Genomic DNA, 21,269 nt, shown 5'->3' on the forward strand with positions numbered 1-21,269 from the left:
GAACCCAGCATAATTTTATTATGTAAACAGTTATAAGAACTGAATATTATTCCTTCTAGCGTTTTCTATCCGATACTATAAGTAAAAAAGCCTGTTTAAGCTCCACACTTAAAACAGACTTTTCCTACTTTTTATTTTAAAAACACATAACAAAAAGTTTGATTTTTGACTTAACACATCACTTCTATTGTAAATCCACCAGGTGCTTCAACGTAAAACGTATACGCATGGACATGCTTAGGAGGCTCGACCAAAAATCCATCTTCCTTCAATCTTTCATTTATCTTATCTACTTGTTCTTCACTTTCTTGTGGAAATCCTACGTGAAATGTTCTTGGATACTGAACTTCTTTTCCTTTCATTAAAGTTAGTATAAATCCATCATTATCACGCATAACTGCAAAGGCATTCCCTCTTGTTCCACTACAAGTTAGACCAAAATACTTCTCTAAAAACTCTCTAGCTGCTGTTACATCTGTAACTGTTAAATTAAGATGTTTAATTCCCAATCCTTCACCTTCTTTCTCAATTTTCTAACATTTTATCATACAAATAAAAAACACGCCTTCCACAGCGTGTTTCATTGCTTTACATACACTTCAACAATCGGATTCTCTTTATTATCCGCATGCAAGCGTATATTCTCTTCACTTGTATTATAAATACTAGCTAATAACATTATCGTTAACACATTAGGTGTCTTCGCATCACTTCCGTATTCTCTCTCAAGCGCTTCCTTATATTCAAAATCTAAATCCCCCTGCACATATGTATACACTTCAAAACCATCTTCTAAATTGCAAACTACTGTATCAATAATATCTGTCCCTACTTGCTTCTTCATTTCCTCTCGTAACGCTTCAATAAAATCTTCCCATGGTACTTCGTATGTCTGAAACTGATCTGTAGATTTCATGCCTTTTCCTCCTTATATATCCTCTTCTTATATTTCCCCTTTCCTATAACAATTATGATAGATAGGGCATTCGTACAAGCCGCACTTGTCCCCCTTACATATCGTATTACTGTAATGCGGAAGGAGGAAAGAATATGCATAGACAAAAATGTTATGATACATGCCAACGTTATTTCGGAAAAGTTGTTCGGATTGAAGACCGTGATGGCCGTATACATTTAGGTAAAATAATCGATGTGACACAAAACTCTGTATGGATCGAACCGGTGCAACAGCGCTCATCTTTTGATTCAGGGTTCGGATACTACGACGCTTATGCAAACGGTGGTTGTGACCTTTGTGGAGGCCTTAGCAGGTGTGATAGTTGTGGATTCGGATGCGGTGGTGGATTCAGCAGCTGCGGATGTGGTGGTCGTGGTTGTAGTAGTTGTGGTTGCGGCGGCTGGGGAGGCGGCGGTTGTGGCTGGGGTGTTGAACTCGGATTTGGTTTCATCTTCGGAATTACATTAGCTGCATTATTTTTCATTTAACATAGTAAAGAGTTGGCTACCTTTAGCCAACTCTTTTTCTTTATTTTTCACATATAAAAATACGATGCCCTAAAATGTGTTGGTACATAAGCCGTACATTTTCATGCTGTGCCCACGCCTCATATAACTCATTCGGAATATGTGAGGATACATTCCATTCTGGCTCTTCTACATAGCCAGAGATTGTTTCTGCAATCGTGCCACCACCCGCAATTGTAATTCTTTTAAAATTTGCTTTCTGAAATAATTGTACCCACTCATTCTCAGTTAACAGTTCTTTCATGCCATATAATTGGGCGATTTTTTCTTCCTCACCCTTATCAATGTGCCTATCAATAATCATTTCAATGACAACAAGCTTACCGTCCTGCTGTAATACACGATAACACTCCGAGATAACCCTTTCTTTGTCTGTAAAAGCGATGATTGATTCTCCAAGTACGAACTCAAATGAGTTATTCAAACACGGTAAATGCTCTACATTTCCTTCAATTAATTGTATATCTAACCCTTCAAACAACCATCTATCTTTTGCCTTTTGAATCATAATTTCATTCTTTTCAACCGTTGTTACTTTATAGCCAAATTCCCTTGTCATATACGCCGCTGTTTTCCCCGTACCACAACCTATCTCAAGGACATTCGCTCCATATTTAAAAGGCAGTTGTGCTAACAATTGTTTTGTTAACGTAAAGCCACCAGGATGAGCACTTCCTATTCCGTAATAAGCTAGGAAATCGATGTATGTGTTTCGTTTCATGGGATTCTCCCTTTTTTATTTTATATATTCGAGCACGGAAGAAAAGTGCATAGAAAAAAGGGCGTATTGTACGCCCCTCATCTTACTTATCCTCTGTAATATATGCCCATTTATAGCTGTAGTCTCCACCAACCGGATGGTGAACAATACCTTTTACTTTCTGTCTTTGAACGATAGCATCACCACGTTGATATAATGGTGCAATTACAGCATCATCAAGTAATATTTTCTCAGCTTTTAGTAAGCTATCCCAACGTTCTTTCGTTTTCGTTAATAGCTCGCCTTTACCTTTTTCTACAATTTCATCATATTTTGGATTTGAATATCCAGTTTGGTTATGAGGACCATTTGTAACGAACATATCAATGAATGTCATTGGATCTAAGTAGTCAGGGCCCCAACCAGCGTAAGATAAATCATAATCTAAATCTGATTCTAATTTTAATTTTTGTTTAAACGGTTGATTTTTCAAGTTCACTGTTAACCCTGGTAAGTTTTTCTCAAGTTCTCCTTTTAAGAATTCTCCTACTTTCTTCGCATTATCGCTATCGTAGTTTAATAGCTCAATCGTTACTTGCTCTTTTCCAAGTTCTTTTTTCGCTTTTTCCCAATGCTCTTTTGCTTTTTTCACATCTGTTTTTAAAATATCTCCATTTTCTTTACGGAAGTCTTTTCCATCTGGACTCTTAGCAAATTCTTTTGGTACTAAGTAATCTGCTGGTGTAGATCCGTCATTTAAAATAACGTTCGTTAAGCCTTTTTTATCATATGCCTTTGCAATCGCTAAACGTAAATCTTTGTTCTTTAATACTGTATCTTGCCCACCACGTTTTTGGTTTAAACGTAAGAAGAACGTTGATGGTGTTTTTTGTGTATAAAAGTCTGGATTTGATTTATATTTGTCAACCATTTCAGATGTAAGTCCCGCACGATCGATTTGTCCGCTTTCATATAAGTTTACACGTGTACCGCTATCTTTTACTACGTTAAAGTTGATTTCATCTAACTTAACTGTTTTATTATCCCAATATTGTGCATTTTTCTTTAATTTCCATCCTTCTTCATGTTTCCAGTCTGTTAATGTAAATGGTCCGTTGTATAACGTTGTATCTGCTTCTAAACCAAATTTTTCACCTTTTTCTTTTACGAATTTTTCATTTAACGGATAGAATGTTCCGAATGAAGTTAATTCTACAAAGTAAGGAACTGGATTTTCTAATTCTACCTCTAATGTGTAATCATCTACAGCTTTTACACCTAACGTATCAAGTGGTGCTTTCCCATCATTAATTGCTTTTGCGTTCTTTAAATCAAACATAATGTATGCATATTCCGCTGCTGTATTTTTATCTACCGCACGTTTCCAAGCAAACACGAAATCCTTCGCTGTTACAGGGTCTCCATTTGACCATTTTGCATTTTTATTTAATGTAAATGTATACTTTTTACCATCATCACTCTTTTTATATGATTCAGCAACTCCTGGTGTTGCTTTATTATCTTTATCAAGTCGATATAAACCTTCCATTACGTTGTTTAAAGCTAGAAACGATACTTGGTCTGTCGCTTTAGCAGAGTCCATAGATGGAATCTCTTGAGACTCTGTTAAATTAAGCACTTGCTTCGCCGCTAGCTTTCCGCCTTCTTTTTCACCGCTTTTTGGTGTTGTGCTTGCCTTCTCTTTATCTCCTGATCCAGAGCAAGCTGTTAATGCCATACTCATTACTAAAACTGGTGCTACGACCGCTGTCAATTTTTTCATCTTTTTTCTCTTCATTTTTTGTACCCTCCCCAATTATATGTACGATATTAACATTTAGAATTTCTCTACTAACTTTCGTTATCAGAAAATTCTTATTAATTAATATTCTACTATTTTTTAAAATTTTGTAAAGTATTTTTGTAAATTTTCTAAATATTTATTTTTTTATTATAGTAACTTGTTGTTTTAACTACTATATGAATTATCCCCGTCTACTATATGTAAACATCCCTCCCCTTATTCCACTCTATTACTACGTTCTATATTTTTCTTATTAGCATGAGGTCTCTTACTATCATCTGTCTTACTACTTACTGACCTCTCTAAATCCCTCCGATAGAACCTTCCTAATTACCTACCCGATTCTCAATAGGCTAACGAGATTTATTCCCTTATACATACTAAAAAGCATTTCAAAAGCAGCTCAGCCACTTTTGAAATGCTTTCACTTTATTTTTTTCCGCCATCCTCAGTTACATACGCCCACTTAAAGCTATATTCTGGACTGATGTTATGTTTCACAATTCCTTTTACATTCGGTTTCATTACATACGATCTTCCTGTTTGATATAAAGGAACTAACCCTGCATCTTCTTCAAGGAATAATTTTTCAGCTTTCCCTAACGTTTCCCAGCGTTTTTTCGCATCACTCATTAATTCATTACCTGCTTTTCCTACCATTTCATCGTATTTTGGATTTGAATAACTCATTTGGTTGTACGGGCTCTTCGATTCAAACATATCAATAAATGTCATTGGGTCCGCATAGTCTGGACTCCAACCTGCATAAGAAATTTCATAATCTTGCGCAGTTTCTAATTTTAATTTTTGTTTGAACGGCTGAATTTTCGTATTAATCGTTACACCTTTTAAATTTTTCTCAATTTGATCTTTTACATAGTCAGCAATCTTTTTCGCAGTTCCATCATCATAGCTTAGCAATTCAATTGTAACTTGATCTTTTCCAAGTTCTTTTTTCGCTTCTTCCCACGCTGCTGCTCCTTTTTTCGGATTATATTTCAGACCATTTTTAAATGTATCTTGATAATCTTTACCATCTGGCCCTGTCGCAAGTCCTTTTGGAACCAATTGATCTGTTGCTTTTGATCCATTATTTAAAATTACATTCGCCAATCCTTTTTTATCAACTGATAATGCAATTGCTTCACGAAGTTTTTTGCTCTTTAAAGGCGTATCTTGTCCGTTACGTTTTTGATTTAAACGTAAGAAGAATGTACTTGATTCCGCATACTCACCATATTCTTCTTTGTTCGATTTATATTTATCTACAAACTCTCCTGATAGTAATGTAAAATCAATTGATCCTGTATCATATAAGTTTACTTTCGTTGCAACCTCTTTTACTACACTATAGTTAATTTCTTCTAATTTCACAGTCTTTTTATCCCAGTACTTATCATTTTTCTTCAGCTGCCAACCTTGTTCATGTTTCCATGAAGACATAACGAATGGACCATTATACACAGTTGTATCTGCTTCTAAACCGTACTTATCACCTTTTTCTTTTACGAATTTTTCATTTAATGGATAGTATGATGGGAATGCTAATAAATTTAAGAAATACGGTACCGGTTTTTCTAATTCTACTTCTAGCGTGTAATCATCTACCGCCTTCGCTCCTAATTCAGTTACAGGTTTTTCTCCTTTATTAATCGCTTCTGCATTTTTAATATAGTAAGCAATAAATGCATATTCTGCCGCAGTATTCTTATCAAGTAAGCGCTGCCATGCGAAGACGAAATCTTTCGCTGTTACAGGATCACCATTTGACCATTTTGCATCTTTTCGCAGTTTAAACGTATACTTTTTACCATCTTCACTTTTCGTACTAGACTCTGCCGCAGCAGGAATTGGCTTATTCTCTTTATCAAGGCGATATAGGCCTTCCATCGTGTTCCCTAAAATTTGCGAACCTAATGTATCAGTAGATTTAGAAGTATCCATCGTCGGAATTTCTTGGTTTTCCGTACGATTTAATACTTGTTTCGCTGCATATTTAATATCTGATTTTTTTTCTTCCCCACTATTTGATGTAGTAGTCGTTTTCTTTTCCCCACCTGACCCAGAACATGCTGTCAATGCAACACTCATCGCTAAAACTGGTACTACAACTGCCGTTAACTTTTTCAGCTTTTTTCTCTTCATTTTTATACCCTCCCTAATTATATGTACATTACCAATCCTTGAGAGACCCCTTACTAAAGATTTGTTTTTCAGAAAATTACAACTAATGTTATTCTACTCTTTTTTTCGTATTTGTAAATAGTTCAATTTTAAATATTCTGATTTTTTTTAATTTAGTATGATTTATCCCCCATCTACTATATGTACATACTATACACCTTATTCTCTTCTATTTAACCACACTAAAAATTAGTATTTTAAGCTCACAAAAAAAGCATTTAAAAGTAGCTAAGCCACTTTTAAATGCTTTTTCAACTCTATTATTTTTCAGTCACATATGCCCACTTAAAGCTAAATTCTGGACTGATATTATGTTTTACTACTCCCTTTACATTTGGTTGTAAAACATAAGAATCTCCTCGTTGATATAAAGGTACAATCGCTACATCTTCTTCAAGTAATGTTTTTTCAGCTTTTCCTAACTCTTCCCAACGTTTCTTTGCATCGCTCATTAATTCCGTTCCAGCTTTTTTCACCATGCCGTCATATTTAGGATCAGAGAAGCTCATTTGGTTATGAGAATGTCCAGTCTCAAACATATCTAAGAACGTCATTGGATCTGCATAATCCGGATTCCATCCGCCATACGAAATATCATATTGTTGTTCAGTTTCTAATTTTAGTTTTTGCTTAAATGGTTGAAGTTTAATATTAACTGTTACACCTTTTAAGTTTTTCTCAATCTGATCTTTAATATATTCGCCAACTTTTTTCGCATTACCAGTATCGTAGTTTAAGAATTCAATCGTAACTTGGTCTTTTCCAAGTTCTTTTTTCGCTTCTTCCCAAGCTGCAGCCGCTTTTTTAGCATTTGGTTTCAAACCGTTTTTAAACGTCTCTTGGAAATCTTTACCATCCGGTCCAGTTGCTAATCCTTTTGGCACTAAGAAGTCAGCTTCTTTTGATCCATCATTTAAAATTACATTTGCTAAATTCTTTTTATCAATTGATAACGCAATTGCTTCACGTAATTTTTTGCTCTTTAATGGCGTGTCTTGTCCATCACGTTTTTGGTTCATACGAATGAAATACGTACTTACTTGTGAATATGTGCCAAATTCATCTTTCTTGCTTCTATATTTATCAACGAACTCTCCATTTAATAAAGCAAAGTCAACTTGACCGCTATCATATAGATTGACTAAAGTCGCAGCCTCTTTAACAACACTAAAGTTAACTTCTTCCAGTTTCACAGTCTTTTTATCCCAATATTGATCATTTTTCTTTAATTGCCATCCTTGTTCATGCTTCCAATCTTTAAGAACGAACGGTCCGTTATAGACAGTTGTATCAGACTCTAAACCGAACTTCTCGCCCTTTTCTTTAACGAACTTTTCGTTTAATGGATAATATGATGGGAATGCTACTAAGTTTAAGAAGTACGGTACTGCTTGCTCTAACTCAACTTCAAGCGTAAGATCATCTACTGCTTTTACTCCTAATTCAGTTACAGGTTTTTCTCCTTTATTTACTACTTCTGCATTTTTAATCGGGAATGCGATAAATGCATACTCAGCAGCTGTTTTTGGATCTAATAGACGTTGCCAAGCGTATACGAAATCTTTCGCAGTTACTGGATCTCCATTTGACCATTTTGCATCTTTGCGTAGTTTGAACGTATATTTTTTACCATCTTCACTTTTCGTGCTAGATTCTGCTGCTGCTGGAATCGGCTTATTGTCTTTATCAAGACGATATAACCCTTCCATCGTATTACCTAGCATTTGTGAAGATACTGTATCAGTTGATTTTGAAGAGTCCATCGTCGGAATCTCTTGTGTTACTGTTCGATTTAGCACTTGTTTTGCTGCTAATTTTTCCCCTGACTTACTATCTCCACTAGAGCTAGAATTTGTGCTTGTTTTCTTATCTCCACCTGATGTAGAACATGCTGTTAACGCCATGCTCATTGCTAAAACCGGTGCTACAACTGCTGTTAGTTTTTTCATTTGTTTCTTTTTCATTTTGTACCCTCCCTAATTCTTAACGATAGCTATTAAAGAATTTTCTGATAATTCTGTTTTTCTCTATATATTTATCAGACGATTCTTACTAATTCTTATTCTACTAATTTTTTAATTTTTGTAAAGTATTATTATTGAAAATTTTTAAAAAATTATTTTTTTACAGTAATATTCATAAAAATGCCATATGTTGTTCAAACCTTATTTCGCATTCATACACATTTGTTGTTTTAATCACTTTCATCTCATTTACCACTTGAATACTTGTTAATTATTGCTAATAAATAATGCATATATCTAAAAACATCTTTTCTACAAAAATAAAAAAGCAGACATTTCGTCTGCTTTAATTCTCCTCAATTTGCTTTTCACTTAATCCTAGATGTGTTCTAAGAGTATTACTCAAACTCTGTAGATCTTTTTTATTAGGATTATAATAATATACACGTTGCCCGTTTGGGCCATTAGGTAAGTATAAATCATCACCAGCTAATTGTATTTTTTCAACTGAACCGTTTAAACCGTATTTATAAAAAGATAAAATATCATCCATTACTAAATTTGTTTTAAAATCACCATCAACCGCCTCAACTATTTTTTCTAACTTCGTAATCGATCCTACACTTTTTAATTTACTTAAAATCGCTTCAATAACAAGTTGTTGGCGCTGTCCTCTCATTGCATCACTATCAATATGGCGCGTTCTTGCTAGTGCAAGTGCTTCTTCCCCATTTAATTTTTGTAATCCTTTTTTCAAATGAATCGCATCAGGTTCATCTTTACTATTTTGCTCCGTAAATTCAACTGGGACATCCACTTCAATACCATCTAACCCATCAACAATTTTAGTAAAGGAACCAAAATTAAATTTCACAAAATAATCAACAGGCACCTGTAACAATTTTTCTACCGCTTCCACAGAAGCTTGCGGTCCTCCATCTTTACCATTTTTAACGAAACCACTTCCATATGCATGGGTTATTTTATCTTTTTTCTTTTCAACTGGAACATATGTATATGTATCACGCGGTATGCTTGTTAATTTCACTGTTTTATCGTCTTTATTAAAAGTCGCTAACAATAATGCATCTGTATGAAATGCACCATTATATTCCTTTTGTCGTTCTTGATTTTCATCAATTCCCATAATTAAAAGTGAAACATGATTTGCAATTGGCTTTACAGATTTCTCACGTAAATTGGATTTTTCACCTCGTGCTAAATTCAAATTAGATTTTTGTACAAGACTAGAAGTTTTCATATATACATAGGCTCCATAGCCAATTCCACCAAATAGTAATACCGCCAGTAGTAAACTTATTATCTTTTTCTTTTTATATTTTTGCTTATTTTTCTCTTCTCTTAAAGATGAATGATTCCCCATTTACTCTCCTCCTGTTTCTATTGATCCAATATGTTTTTCATTTTTTCATATTTAGCGCTATCCTTTTGAAACATACTTTCTTTCAATCCCTTATCTATTTGTATCCATTCAGTCGTAACTGAATATTGAATCAAGCCTTCTTGAAAACTAAGAAATTTCAACATAATCCCTGTATTTTTCTCCACAACCATTTCGAATTTCCCTCTTAAATCTTCAGAGGTGCTAACAGGCATCTCTATGTTTATAACTCCTTCAATTTTGTAACAATCTAATCCAAGATATTTCGTTTCTTTATAATTCCAATCTTTATATCGAATTAATAAATCTGCGAATTCTGATTGAATACTATATTTAGCTAGCCCTACATATTCATCATCATATCTCTTTTTCTCATCTGATTTTCTCACTAACCTTTCCGTAGGATTTAATTTTAATAGTTCATTGTTTCTTTCTTTCGGGTTCCATTTTGTCTCTTTATAGGTATACTTCTCATCATCAAACTCTTTTTTCTTGCCCTCGTTATATATAATTGTTCGTTTTTTGGCTAGTTTATCTTCTTTCGAAGAGATACCTCTTTGTTTCTCCGTATCAATCGCATACTTATATGTTGTAGCAATTCTTGATGAGCTAGAATATTCCTCAAATTGTCCTGAAATATTTTTAAAATAATCAATAGAATCTAGCATTTTTTGATGAATCTTTTCTTTATCTGGATAATGTACATTCGATTTTATTTCTTCTTCATTTTCATAATCAGAAAACGCTTTTTTCTTTACATATTCAAATACTCCACCATTTTGCGCAAAACTTTGTATAGAAAACTCAGACATAGATACCACTGAAAGTATACAAACCGCTGCACTAATTATCATCATATGAATTTTGTAACTCTTCTTTTTTACCTGAAGATTATGTAGCGTGCCATTAATTTTTTCATTTAACTCTGGAGGTACTATAACATTTTCATCTTTTATTCTCTTTTTTAATTTCTCATCAAATAATTTTTCATTATCCATCCTTTACACCCCCTATTCCATCTTTAATCGTTTTTGTAGTTGTTCCCTCGCGCGTGACAATCTTGATTTCACTGTTCCTTTCGGTATTTCTAACAGCTTTGCTATACTCTCTTGATTCATGTCTTCATAGTAATAAAGCACCGTAACAGCTCTTAATTCTTCATGTAACGATTGAATCGCATTACACAAATCTATATCTTCATACTGATCACACGCACTCATATTGTAATCATTCTCCTCTGTCACAATTACATTTTTATACGCTCTAATAATATTGTTACACTCATTTATTAGTATTCGAATTAACCAAGTTTGAAAAAATTCTTCTTTTTTTAATTTTTTTATATTTTCATAGGCTTTTAAAATTGTTGTCTGTATCGCATCCTCTATATTTGTCTCATCACGTAACATCGCCTTTGCTATTCGATACATCTTCACTTTTTCTGTATGTATAAGCGCTATAAAGGCTTCATGATCACCTTTTTTCGCTAAAGAAACATCCGTTTCTTCTTTTATAATCATTTTATATAAAGGGATTACTTTCACAATCGCTCCTCCTGTTTCATCCTCACTTCATCACTTCCAATTTAACTTTACATATATTAGACGTATGAACCTAGAAAAAGGTTCACTTTTTTGAATATTTTTTTAATTAAAAAGATAAATATCCTTTATAAGGATGCAATAAACATACTAGTTTAAATTTACAAATAAAAAAAGCCCACTTTCTCAGTGGACTTTCTACTCTATAACGGTAAATCCCTCTTCCTAAATACTACAATCGCTACGATAAAAATACAAAGCGCTACAGCAGTTAAACTTATACTTACCGGCCATATATTATATGATCCTTCAGCAATTTCTTTCGGACGAAACAGCGTGAATAATGATAGGTTTTTCATCCATTCTAACTTATCACTTAACTTCCCTACCATATCCAATACGAAAAATAAGATAGTTAAACTCGCTGAATAACTTAGTGCTTTTCTTTCGTCATTACATATACAAGAAAAGAAAAATGAATAGGCACTAACGACTAAAAATATGAGCCCTCCGACTACATTTATCTTCAAAAATAATTCTTTATTTAAGTTATTATCCTCTAAAAACCATTCAGCACCTACTATACCCGCTACATACGTAACCGCTACAATAATCAGTAGTCCTAATATAAGAATAGCCGCTTGCGTAATTGCGATTTGTACTCTAGATACAGGCGTTGCTAGCAAGTATGCCATTGCTCCTTTATCTACATGACGAGCAATTAAATGTGTCGCAACTGTTACGCAAAAAATTGTTAAAATGATAATAAATAATAGACTATAGTATTCGCCCGCTAGAAAATCCATTACGTTTTGAATCGGACTTTCCATACCAACGATTTTTTTCACACTATCAGGCATGGCACCTATTAATTCATTTAGCCCTTTCGCTGATACCATTGACGGGAATATCCAAATTAATAACCACAGATATAAAGCTGCACCAGACGCATAACTCAAAATACTTTTTTGTGTTTCTTTCAAACTAGCTAAAAATAATTGCTTATTCATGCGTTATCCCTTCTTTCTTATCGTAATAATGCATAAATAAATGTTCTAAATCCATCGCTCTCGTTTGAAGTGCCGTTACATTGTAGTTTGAAAGTGTTTGTAAAACAGTTTGATAGTTTCCTTGTACAATGATAGATGCCTCTCTGCCTTTTACCGCTTCAAATTGCAAATTACACTTTGTAAGAGACTCAATCTCTTCTTGTGATGATACTGTTACATCTATCACCTGTCTTCTCATACTTTGTAAATCGTGAATATTTTCAACCGTTACGAGTCGACCATCTTTAATAATAGCTACTCTGTCACAAGTTCTCTCAATTTCAGTGAAAATATGCGAAGACATAAGAATTGTTTTTCCTCTTTGCTTTTCCTCTAATATTAAATCTATAAACACTTGCTGCATAAGTGGATCAAGTCCAGATGTTGGTTCATCTAAAATTAACACCTCTGGATCGTGCATAAATGCAGCGACTATCCCTACTTTTTGCTTCATTCCTTTAGACATTTTGCGAATCGGTGTTTTCACATCAAATTGCAGACGTTCTATCAGTTCATCTCGTCTTTTCGTATCCTTTAATCCACGCATTCCTTGCATTAATTTTAAAAACTCTAATCCGTTCATTCCTTCAATAAAAGAAATTTCACCCGGTAGATAACCAACTTCCCTTTGAATTTTCGCTGCTTCATTCCAACAATTTAATCCAAAAATTGTCGCTTTACCAGCTGTCGGTTTTATAAATCCCATTAAATTACGAATCGTCGTTGATTTTCCGGCACCATTCGGTCCTAAATAACCAAATACTTCTCCCTCTTTTACATCAAATGTAATATGAAACAAACCTTTTCCATTCGAAAACTGTTTTGTGACATCTTGAACTGAAATCATAATTCCACCTCATTTTTTGAAATATTTAATATGTGATATTTCAAAATTATTGTACTCCTCATCTTTCATATTCGCAACAACTTTTTGAAATATTTATCAGTCCATATTTCAAAATTATTGTTTTCCATTATTTTTTCTTGTATATTTTAAGTGAGGTGATTGCATTGAACGGCTTTGAAAGAGTAAAAGAAAAGAAAAAGCGTGCCATTAAAGAAGCAGCATTCTTATTATTTTCAGAACGTGGATTTAATGAAGTGAAAATAGAACATATCGCAAAAGAAGCAAACGTTTCTCAAGTTACAATTTATAATCATTTCGGAAGTAAAGATGCGTTATTTAGGGAGCTTATACAAGAATTTATCATATCTGAATTTCAATATTATAAAGAGCTTGCAGAAGAAAAATTACCTTTTCATGATATGATGCAAAAAATGATTGTAAGAAAAATGAATACTGGCGGATTATTTCAACCTGATATGTTACTACAAATGATGCAAAGGGACGAAGAACTCCGTAAGTTTATTTATAGTTATCAAAATGAAAAAATCCTACCCTGGTATTTAGAAATATTAGAACGAGCTCAGCGCAAAAACGAAATTAATCCACACCTTACTAAAGAAATGATGTTACTTTACATTCAAATGTTTACAAAATTAGGTGATGAATTTGGAGCACAACTTCTTGAAGGAGATCGGGAAAAACATATAAAAGATATCGTTACGATGTTCTTCTATGGTCTTTCTGTTCCACAAAAGTAATTTTTCTAAAGAACAAATAAAATCACCAAAAAGCCCTTTGGATATTTAAATCGCAAGGGCTTTTTCATATCAAAAAATGACTAAAACTAACTTTATCTTAAAGAAGTTAAATGCTGCTTTATAGATAACACCTTATTATAGATTAACTCTTTTAGCATGACAGGCTGAATTGAAATAATCGTTTCACCAAAATTTAGAAAATAACTTGAAATAAACTCAACTTCTTGCTTGTTAAAATAGCCTGTTATACTATAATTTTCATTTTCTTTTTGTATCCTCATGGAAGGATAATTCTCTTTATCAAAAATGTCCTTTCCTTTTTGATTAACAATGACGCTAAAATCAATTGCATCAGGTTTTCTGTGAAAGTTTGTAAGATAACTTAATAGTTCTTCAAGATTTTTTGAATTCGTGTTGCTTGTTTCCTCAATAGAAAGAATTTTATCACATCTAATTATTTGAACACCATTTGTCCCAAAATTAAAGATTTTAGCATACCACTGGCCAAATTTAGATTCGATTCGAATAAATTGGGCGACCAATACTTTCTCCTCATCTTTTTTTAAATATGTTAAATAATAAACTCGCTCAGCAAAAATCCCCTGTAAAATTTCTTTTAAGAACGGACTAAAATTACTATGATTTGTTACTTCAAAGGAAAGCGTTCGTTCCATAATCGAAATATTTTTACTCACATTATCAGGTAGTACATGTTTAAATTTATTTTCAAGCGCAATACTTTCTATATTAAATGGTTTTGTCTTGTATCCATTTAGTGTAAGAATCGAAAAGTATAACGCATACATTTCATCCACACTAAAATAAATTGGCGATAACACACTATTTTCTATAATTTTATAACTTCCATTTCTACCTAGTTCAGAATATATGGGTACACCTATTTCTTCCAATGATTGAATATCTCGTAAAGCTGTACTTTTAGAAATATCATATCTAACCATTAAATCTTTTAAATTAAAATATCTTTTATTATTTAAGAAAATAAGCATGTCATTTATTCGTTCAGTTTTTTTCATATTTCCCTCCCAAAAAGGTATCATGTATTGAAACCTTTTTAGTCTATATTATAATTATTAACTAATAAAGGAGTTGTGAATTTATGACATTAGAAATAGCTATTTTTCTCTCAATGAACGGGCAAGCAAAGGAGGCGATTAACTTTTATACACGTAATTTAGAAGCCAAAAAATTAATGATTGTTACGTATGAAGAACTGGCGAAAAGAGATAGTTCTTTTAAAATTACAAGTGAAAATAAAGATCATATTGCTCACTCTGTTTTACAAATTGGGAATACAAAGCTAATGATAGCAGAAGATACAATGAATACTAATGAACGTTATAACGTTGGAAATAACATGTCACTTTGCATTCAAAGTGCTAATTTAGAAGAAATACAAAGGTTTTATAATAATTTAATTTCCGATAAGCATGTGAAAATAATCTCTCCGCTAGAAAAAAATATATTTAGTGAAGCATATGGTATTATTGAAGATCCTTATGGCATACATATCCAATTAATGTATGATAAACGACTAAACTAAATAATTAATCATATTCACATATTCCTAATAAAAAGACACGAATTTCGTGTCTTTTTATTTTATAGAAATGACTCTACCTTTTTCACTGCTTTCAATCGCTAATTGAATCAGTTTAATAACATCTAAACCTTCTTTTGCTGTTACAGGTAGTTTCTCACCATTTAATATACTATCTCGTACACCTTTATAATAATTGTCATAACAACCGACTTCTGTTGGAATACGCTCTAAGCTTTCTTCTGTTTCTAAAGTAGCAAAATTCTCTTCATCGTCTACTCCATAACCGTTATCACCTGGCTTCATTCCATTTTTTAATTGCTCTTCCTGCGAATCCATACCGTACTTCACGATAGAACCTTTCTCTCCATGCACTATAAAATGCGGTCCAGCTTTTTTCACATAACTGCTACTACGTAAAATGACACGTTTAACTCCGTAATGAAGTACTATGTGGAAATAATCATCCACCTCTGCACCTGGTCTTTGTTTTATTACATCTGCACTTATCGCATCGGGTTTCCCGAATATTGATAACGCTTGGTCAATTAAATGCGATCCTAAATCGTATAATATACCGGAGCCTGGTAGATTTTTTTCTCTCCATCGATCACGTACATGTGGACGGAAACGATCAAAATTCGATTCATATGCGTATACATTCCCTACTCTGTTTTCTCCTAACAATTTCTTAATTGTTAAGAAATCATTATCAAAACGACGATTATGATATACGCTTAACATTATATTATGCTGCTCTGCTAATGAAATAAGCTTTTCCCCTTCTTCAATTGAGACAACAAATGGTTTTTCTACAACAACATGCTTACCGTTTAAAATTGCTTCTTTTACATATGGAAAATGAGTTGTATTAGGTGATGTAATAACAACTAAGTCAACATCAGCTCGCTTCACCAATTCATCAATTGTACTAACAACATTAGCATTTGGTAATGTTTCTTTTACTACCTCTTCTTTTGAGGATAATACAGCACGAATATCATATTCTTCTATCGTTTGTAATAGTGGGATATGAAATGTCGTACTAGAAAAACCAAATCCTACAATCCCTACACCTATTTTTTTCATGTTGCCCCTCCATTTGTCCCGCTTTAACAGGCAGTAAGATTCCTAACCAAAAATTCAGCGAAAGCTAAGGAATTAGGTGAGAAATCAACTGCTTGTTAAAGCCCGATTGGTTCAACTAATAATCAGTGTGGATAAAGAAAATCCCCATTGATTAAAGTTTCACTTTATGAGAACGATTTCATTCAGTTATTATAACAAGATTATTATTATTTACATAATAAATTGCCTAGAAAAAAGCATCTTGCTATTATTCATAGCAAGATGCCCTCTTTATTCTGGTCTTTTCTTCGTCCACGTTTCTACTACTTCACCAGTATCATTAACATCTAGCACTAGGCTACCATTACTATACCGGTCTTTATTTCGATACGCTTTCGGATCAATCTCTTCTACAATGTTTTTCTCTGTCTTCATGTAAACTAATTCATCGTCCCGAACAATTTCAATACCGACAATGCGGTACGGATTACGTTTTAATTCTTTGAAAATAACAAGACCTCGTTTCGCCCTCGTTGATTTTTCAATTTCTGATGCTTTTAGACGTTTTACAGCACCGCGCTGTGTTACGAGAATAAGTTGATCTTTGTCACCATTTAACGGTTTACCAGAAGCGACATAGTCATCTTCTTTTAAATTAATTGCTTTCACGCCAGCAGCTCTTACACCGACTGGACTTACTTCATCTTCATGGAAAATAAGTGCATATGCACCGTGTGTAGCAAGAACGATATCACTCGTTCCATCTGTCGCAAATATATCGACAACTTCATCATCTTTTTTCAAGTTTACAGCAACGAATGCCCTTGAATAACGCTGAACTTTATATTGATTTAATTCTGTTTTCTTTATCATACCATTTCTTGTTACAAATACGATAAATCGTTTTTCTTCCTCAAAGTTCGGTACAACCGTTGCCCAAATGATTGTTTCATCCCGGTCGAGTGAAACGATATTAGCAACGTGCTGACCTAAATCTTTCCAACGAATATCTGGCATTTCGTATACTGGCAGATATATATAGTTGCCTTTATTCGTAAATAAGAGGACTGTCTCTGTCGTATTCGTATCGAATCGTTCAAGTAAGATGTCACCCTCTTTCATACCGAAGTCTTTGCCATTTGAGGCATTATGTGAGCGCCATCCAGTACGTTTCACATATCCTTCTTTCGTTACAGTAACGATGACATCTTCTTGTGGGATCATCACTTCTACATCGATTTTAATTTCCTCGATTTGATCTTCAATAATTGCGCGTCGATCATCACTATATGTTTTCTTAACTCTCTTTAAATCTGTTTTAATTACTTGAAGTAATCTTTTTTCACTTTGTAAAATTGCCTGTAGCTCAATAATTTTCTTATTAAGCTCATCTGCTTCTTCTTGTAACGCCGTAATGTCTGTATTCGTTAAGCGATATAATTGCAAGGAAACAATTGCTTCTGCCTGTGCTTCTGTAAAGCCAAATTTTGCACTTAAATTATCTTTCGCGTTACGTTTATCTTTTGAAGCTCGAATTGTTTCAATTACTTGGTCTAAAATCGATAATGCTTTCTTTAAACCTTCTACAATATGTTGACGATTTTCTGCTTTTCTTAATTCATATTGCGAACGTCTCGTAATAACCTCTTTTTGATGTCCAATATAAGCATCTAAAATTTTCGGTAATGTCATAAGTGTTGGACGACGATTATTGATCGCTACCATATTAAAGTTATATGGAATTTGCAAATCTGTATTTTTATATAAATAATTTAAAATACCTTCGGCGTTTGCTTCTTTCTTTAATTCAACAACAATTCGTAAACCAGTACGATCTGTCTCATCACGCACTTCAGCAATACCATCTAACTTTTTATCTAGACGTAATTCATCCATTTTCTTTACAAGATTTGCCTTATTCACTTCGTAAGGAATTTCAGTGATTACAATTTGTTGTTTCCCACCGCGCACTGTTTCAACTTCTGCTTTTCCGCGAATAATAATTTTACCTTTACCTGTTTCATACGCCTTTTTAATACCATCAATCCCCTGAATAATACCGCCTGTTGGGAAATCTGGTCCTTTCATAACTGTTAATAAATCATCAACAGTACTATTTGGCTTATCAATACGCATCATTGTAGCATCAATAACTTCTCCAAGATGATGCGGAGGAATTTCTGTTGCATAACCAGCGGAAATCCCTGTAGATCCGTTCACTAATAAATTCGGGAACGCTGCTGGTAATACAACCGGTTCTTCACTCGTATCATCAAAGTTTGACACGAATTCAACTGTTTCTTTATCAAGATCACGTAATAATTCAGATGCGATTGGTGATAAACGAGCTTCCGTATAACGCATCGCTGCCGCTGGGTCCCCATCAACACTACCGTTATTACCATGCATTTCAACTAAAACATTACGTACTTTCCAAGTTTGGCTTAAGCGTACCATTGCTTCATATACAGAGGAATCTCCATGTGGATGATAATTACCGATAACATTACCTACTGTTTTAGCTGATTTACGAAACGCTTTATCATGTACATTACCTTCTACATACATAGAATATAAAATACGTCTTTGTACTGGCTTTAAGCCATCACGTGCATCTGGAAGTGCACGATCTTGAATAATATATTTACTATAACGTGCAAAACGATCACCTAACACGTCTTCAAGCGGGAGGTCATGAAACTTCTCTGCTTGCATGTTATTCCACCTCCGTCTCCATAATCATTTCATTTTCTAAAATATTTCCTTCTTCTTGCATACCAAACTGTACATTACGTTCAATCCATTTACGGCGCGGTTCTACTTTATCGCCCATTAATGTTGTAACGCGACGCTCTGCTCTTGCTGCATCATCAATTTTCACGCGAATTAATGTACGCGTTTCAGGATTCATTGTTGTTTCCCATAATTGATCCGCATTCATTTCACCAAGTCCTTTATAACGTTGTAACATATAGCCTTTTCCAACTTTTTTCGTTACACCGTCTAATTCCTCGTCTGACCAAGCGTATTCAATTACCTCACTCTTACCTTTTCCTTTACTTACTTTGTATAAAGGAGGAAGTGCGATAAACACTTTACCAGCTTCGATAAGTGGCTTCATATATCTGTAGAAGAACGTTAATAACAATACTTGAATATGAGCCCCATCCGTATCGGCATCGGTCATAATTACAACTTTATCGTAGTTAATATCTTCAACATCAAATTCATTTCCTACACCGCCGCCAATCGCATAAATGATTGTATTAATCTCTTCATTTTTAAAGATATCAGCAAGCTTTGCTTTTTCTGTATTAATTACTTTACCACGTAACGGTAATACGGCCTGGAAACGTCGGTCTCGTCCTTGTTTCGCAGAACCACCGGCAGAGTCACCCTCTACTAGGTACAGTTCATTTTTTTGCGGGTTACGTGATTGTGCAGGTGTTAATTTCCCGCTTAACGTACCTTCTGATTTTTTCTTTTTCTTACCACTACGCGCTTCTTCTCTTGCTTTACGGGCTGCTTCACGGGCTTGTGCTGCTTTAATTGCTTTTCTCACAAGAAGTGTAGCTACATCAGGATTTTCTTCTAAAAAGTATGCTAAATGCTCAGATACAATGGCATCAATTGAAGAACGCGCTTCACTTGTACCTAGTTTCCCTTTCGTTTGCCCTTCAAACTGAAGCACTTCTTCTGGTACACGTACCGAAACGATAGCCGCTACACCTTCACGAATATCTGTGCCTTCTAAGTTTTTATCTTTTTCTTTTAATAGTGCTACTTTACGAGCATACTCGTTAAACACACGCGTCATCGCTGTTTTAAATCCAGCTTCGTGTGTTCCACCATCTTTTGTACGTACGTTATTTACAAACGATAAAATGTTTTCTGAGTAGCCATCGTTAAATTGAAATGCTAGTTCTGCTTCAATTCCATTTTGTTCACCAGTGAAATATACAACTGGATGAATGGAATCTTTTTCTTCGTTTAAATATGAAACGAAAGCTTCAATTCCCGTTTCATAATGAAATACATCCTCTAAATCATTTCGTTCATCTTTTATTGAGATTTTCATTCCTTTTAATAAGAATGCAGATTCACGTAATCTCTCACATAATGTTTCATAATTATAATTTGTTGTGCTGAAAATCGTTGTATCTGGTTTGAAATGCATCGTAGTACCAGACTCTTTCGTCTTCCCGATTTTCTCAAGCGTCGCTACAGGAACACCGCCATTTTCAAAGCGTTGTTCGTAAATATTTCCGTCACGCTTAATCGTTACGACTAACCATTCTGATAAGGCATTTACAACCGATGCCCCAACACCGTGCAAACCACCACTCGTTTTGTAACCACCTTGACCAAACTTACCACCGGCATGAAGTACAGTTAAAATAACTTCAGGTGTAGGTTTCCCAAGTTTATGCATTCCCGTAGGCATTCCTCGCCCTTTATCTATAACGCTAATACTATTATCTTTATGTATTACGACTGAAATTTCGTCGCCAAATCCCGCTAACGCTTCGTCAACGGAGTTATCTACTATTTCATATACTAAATGATGCAATCCACGGCTGTCCGTGCTCCCGATATACATACCCGGGCGTTTTCGAACGGCTTCAAGTCCTTCTAACACTTGAATCGCATCTTCATTATATTGGAACTGATGCTTCGCCAAACTCCTTGCCCCTTTCCTAATCCAAAATCAGAACATATGTTTCTATTATAGAATAACGCCTCGACTATAGTTTTGGCAAGTTATCTTATCTCTTTTATATACCATTTTCAATAGAAAAATCCTTGTTTTCTCACAAGGATTCCTCTAGGCTACTATTTCAGAAAAATAATCGTTTGTCAACGAGAAATGGATATGTATTCCAAGATTACACATTCCAAACCTTTA

The 21,269-nt window shown here is 34.1% G+C and carries 18 protein-coding genes; 3 read left to right on the plus strand and 15 right to left on the minus strand.

Annotated elements, in window-relative coordinates; genetic code table 11:
- Positions 1 to 170: 170 nt before the first annotated feature.
- Together HFD78_RS17535 and HFD78_RS17540 are read right to left on the minus strand one after the other, a co-directional pair.
- Positions 171 to 509 (minus strand): VOC family protein, encoded by a 339-nt coding sequence (locus HFD78_RS17535; protein ID WP_000511523.1) that lies wholly within the window; start codon positions 507 to 509, stop codon positions 171 to 173.
- Positions 510 to 580: 71 nt separating this feature from the next.
- Positions 581 to 916, minus strand: a complete 336-nt coding sequence (locus tag HFD78_RS17540) for a hypothetical protein (protein ID WP_098204774.1) — start codon at positions 914 to 916, stop codon at positions 581 to 583.
- A gap of 134 nt (positions 917 to 1,050) precedes the next feature.
- On the opposite strand from HFD78_RS17540, the gene HFD78_RS17545 reads away from it, so the two are divergent.
- Entirely contained in the window at positions 1,051 to 1,446 is a 396-nt protein-coding gene (locus HFD78_RS17545; RefSeq protein WP_000554977.1) for a hypothetical protein, read from the plus strand.
- Between the two features lie 40 nt (positions 1,447 to 1,486).
- Here HFD78_RS17545 and HFD78_RS17550 read toward each other — a convergent pair whose 3' ends face one another.
- The 9 genes from HFD78_RS17550 to HFD78_RS17590 all read right to left on the minus strand — a co-directional run bounded on the left by HFD78_RS17550 (position 1,487) and on the right by HFD78_RS17590 (position 12,976).
- The gene (locus HFD78_RS17550) at positions 1,487 to 2,206 is read right to left on the minus strand and encodes a class I SAM-dependent methyltransferase (protein WP_000828247.1); all 720 of its coding nucleotides are present in this window, start codon (positions 2,204 to 2,206) and stop codon (positions 1,487 to 1,489) included.
- Between the two features lie 82 nt (positions 2,207 to 2,288).
- The gene (locus HFD78_RS17555) at positions 2,289 to 3,983 is read right to left on the minus strand and encodes a peptide ABC transporter substrate-binding protein (protein WP_000823443.1); all 1,695 of its coding nucleotides are present in this window, start codon (positions 3,981 to 3,983) and stop codon (positions 2,289 to 2,291) included.
- 435 nt (positions 3,984 to 4,418) lie between these two features.
- Entirely contained in the window at positions 4,419 to 6,134 is a 1,716-nt protein-coding gene (locus HFD78_RS17560) for a peptide ABC transporter substrate-binding protein (RefSeq protein WP_000823431.1), read from the minus strand.
- Between the two features lie 299 nt (positions 6,135 to 6,433).
- Complete coding sequence (locus HFD78_RS17565) at positions 6,434 to 8,137, minus strand: peptide ABC transporter substrate-binding protein (protein WP_000730165.1); 1,704 nt, start codon at positions 8,135 to 8,137, stop codon at positions 6,434 to 6,436.
- Between the two features lie 346 nt (positions 8,138 to 8,483).
- The gene (locus HFD78_RS17570; protein ID WP_000526726.1) at positions 8,484 to 9,521 is read right to left on the minus strand and encodes an LCP family protein; all 1,038 of its coding nucleotides are present in this window, start codon (positions 9,519 to 9,521) and stop codon (positions 8,484 to 8,486) included.
- A 17-nt stretch (positions 9,522 to 9,538) separates the two neighbouring features.
- The gene (locus tag HFD78_RS17575) at positions 9,539 to 10,537 is read right to left on the minus strand and encodes a hypothetical protein (RefSeq protein ID WP_000368246.1); all 999 of its coding nucleotides are present in this window, start codon (positions 10,535 to 10,537) and stop codon (positions 9,539 to 9,541) included.
- Positions 10,538 to 10,549: 12 nt separating this feature from the next.
- Positions 10,550 to 11,083, minus strand: coding sequence for an RNA polymerase sigma factor (locus tag HFD78_RS17580; protein WP_000864723.1), 534 nt, complete (start codon positions 11,081 to 11,083; stop codon positions 10,550 to 10,552).
- Positions 11,084 to 11,283: 200 nt separating this feature from the next.
- Complete coding sequence (locus tag HFD78_RS17585) at positions 11,284 to 12,090, minus strand: ABC transporter permease subunit (RefSeq protein ID WP_087967720.1); 807 nt, start codon at positions 12,088 to 12,090, stop codon at positions 11,284 to 11,286.
- Complete coding sequence (locus HFD78_RS17590) at positions 12,083 to 12,976, minus strand: ABC transporter ATP-binding protein (protein ID WP_016111144.1); 894 nt, start codon at positions 12,974 to 12,976, stop codon at positions 12,083 to 12,085. Before HFD78_RS17590 ends, HFD78_RS17585 begins: the two co-directional genes overlap by 8 nt.
- 155 nt (positions 12,977 to 13,131) lie before the next feature.
- Between HFD78_RS17590 and HFD78_RS17595 the strand changes: the two genes are divergently transcribed.
- On the plus strand, positions 13,132 to 13,734 hold the full coding sequence (locus HFD78_RS17595) for a TetR/AcrR family transcriptional regulator (protein ID WP_002005560.1): 603 nt from the start codon (positions 13,132 to 13,134) through the stop codon (positions 13,732 to 13,734).
- A gap of 92 nt (positions 13,735 to 13,826) precedes the next feature.
- On the opposite strand, the gene HFD78_RS17600 is transcribed toward HFD78_RS17595, so the two are convergent.
- Positions 13,827 to 14,795: a helix-turn-helix transcriptional regulator gene (locus tag HFD78_RS17600; protein ID WP_098204775.1), complete on the minus strand. Its 969-nt coding sequence runs from the start codon at positions 14,793 to 14,795 to the stop codon at positions 13,827 to 13,829.
- Between the two features lie 59 nt (positions 14,796 to 14,854).
- On the opposite strand from HFD78_RS17600, the gene HFD78_RS17605 reads away from it, so the two are divergent.
- Positions 14,855 to 15,298 (plus strand): VOC family protein, encoded by a 444-nt coding sequence (locus tag HFD78_RS17605; RefSeq protein ID WP_069605211.1) that lies wholly within the window; start codon positions 14,855 to 14,857, stop codon positions 15,296 to 15,298.
- Between the two features lie 54 nt (positions 15,299 to 15,352).
- Here the strand turns inward: HFD78_RS17605 and HFD78_RS17610 are convergent, their stop codons facing one another.
- The 3 genes from HFD78_RS17610 to parE form a co-directional block, all read right to left on the minus strand.
- Entirely contained in the window at positions 15,353 to 16,384 is a 1,032-nt protein-coding gene (locus HFD78_RS17610; protein WP_000719771.1) for an oxidoreductase, read from the minus strand.
- A gap of 270 nt (positions 16,385 to 16,654) precedes the next feature.
- Positions 16,655 to 19,078: a DNA topoisomerase IV subunit A gene (gene parC / locus HFD78_RS17615; RefSeq protein ID WP_001147463.1), complete on the minus strand. Its 2,424-nt coding sequence runs from the start codon at positions 19,076 to 19,078 to the stop codon at positions 16,655 to 16,657.
- Between the two features lies 1 nt (position 19,079).
- A complete protein-coding gene (gene parE, locus HFD78_RS17620) occupies positions 19,080 to 21,044 on the minus strand; it encodes a DNA topoisomerase IV subunit B (RefSeq protein WP_098204776.1) in 1,965 nt (654 codons plus the stop codon).
- Positions 21,045 to 21,269 lie beyond the last annotated feature (225 nt).

This window comes from Bacillus sp. EKM501B (genome assembly GCF_011800505.1).
GTDB lineage: Bacteria > Bacillota > Bacilli > Bacillales > Bacillaceae_G > Bacillus_A > Bacillus_A cereus.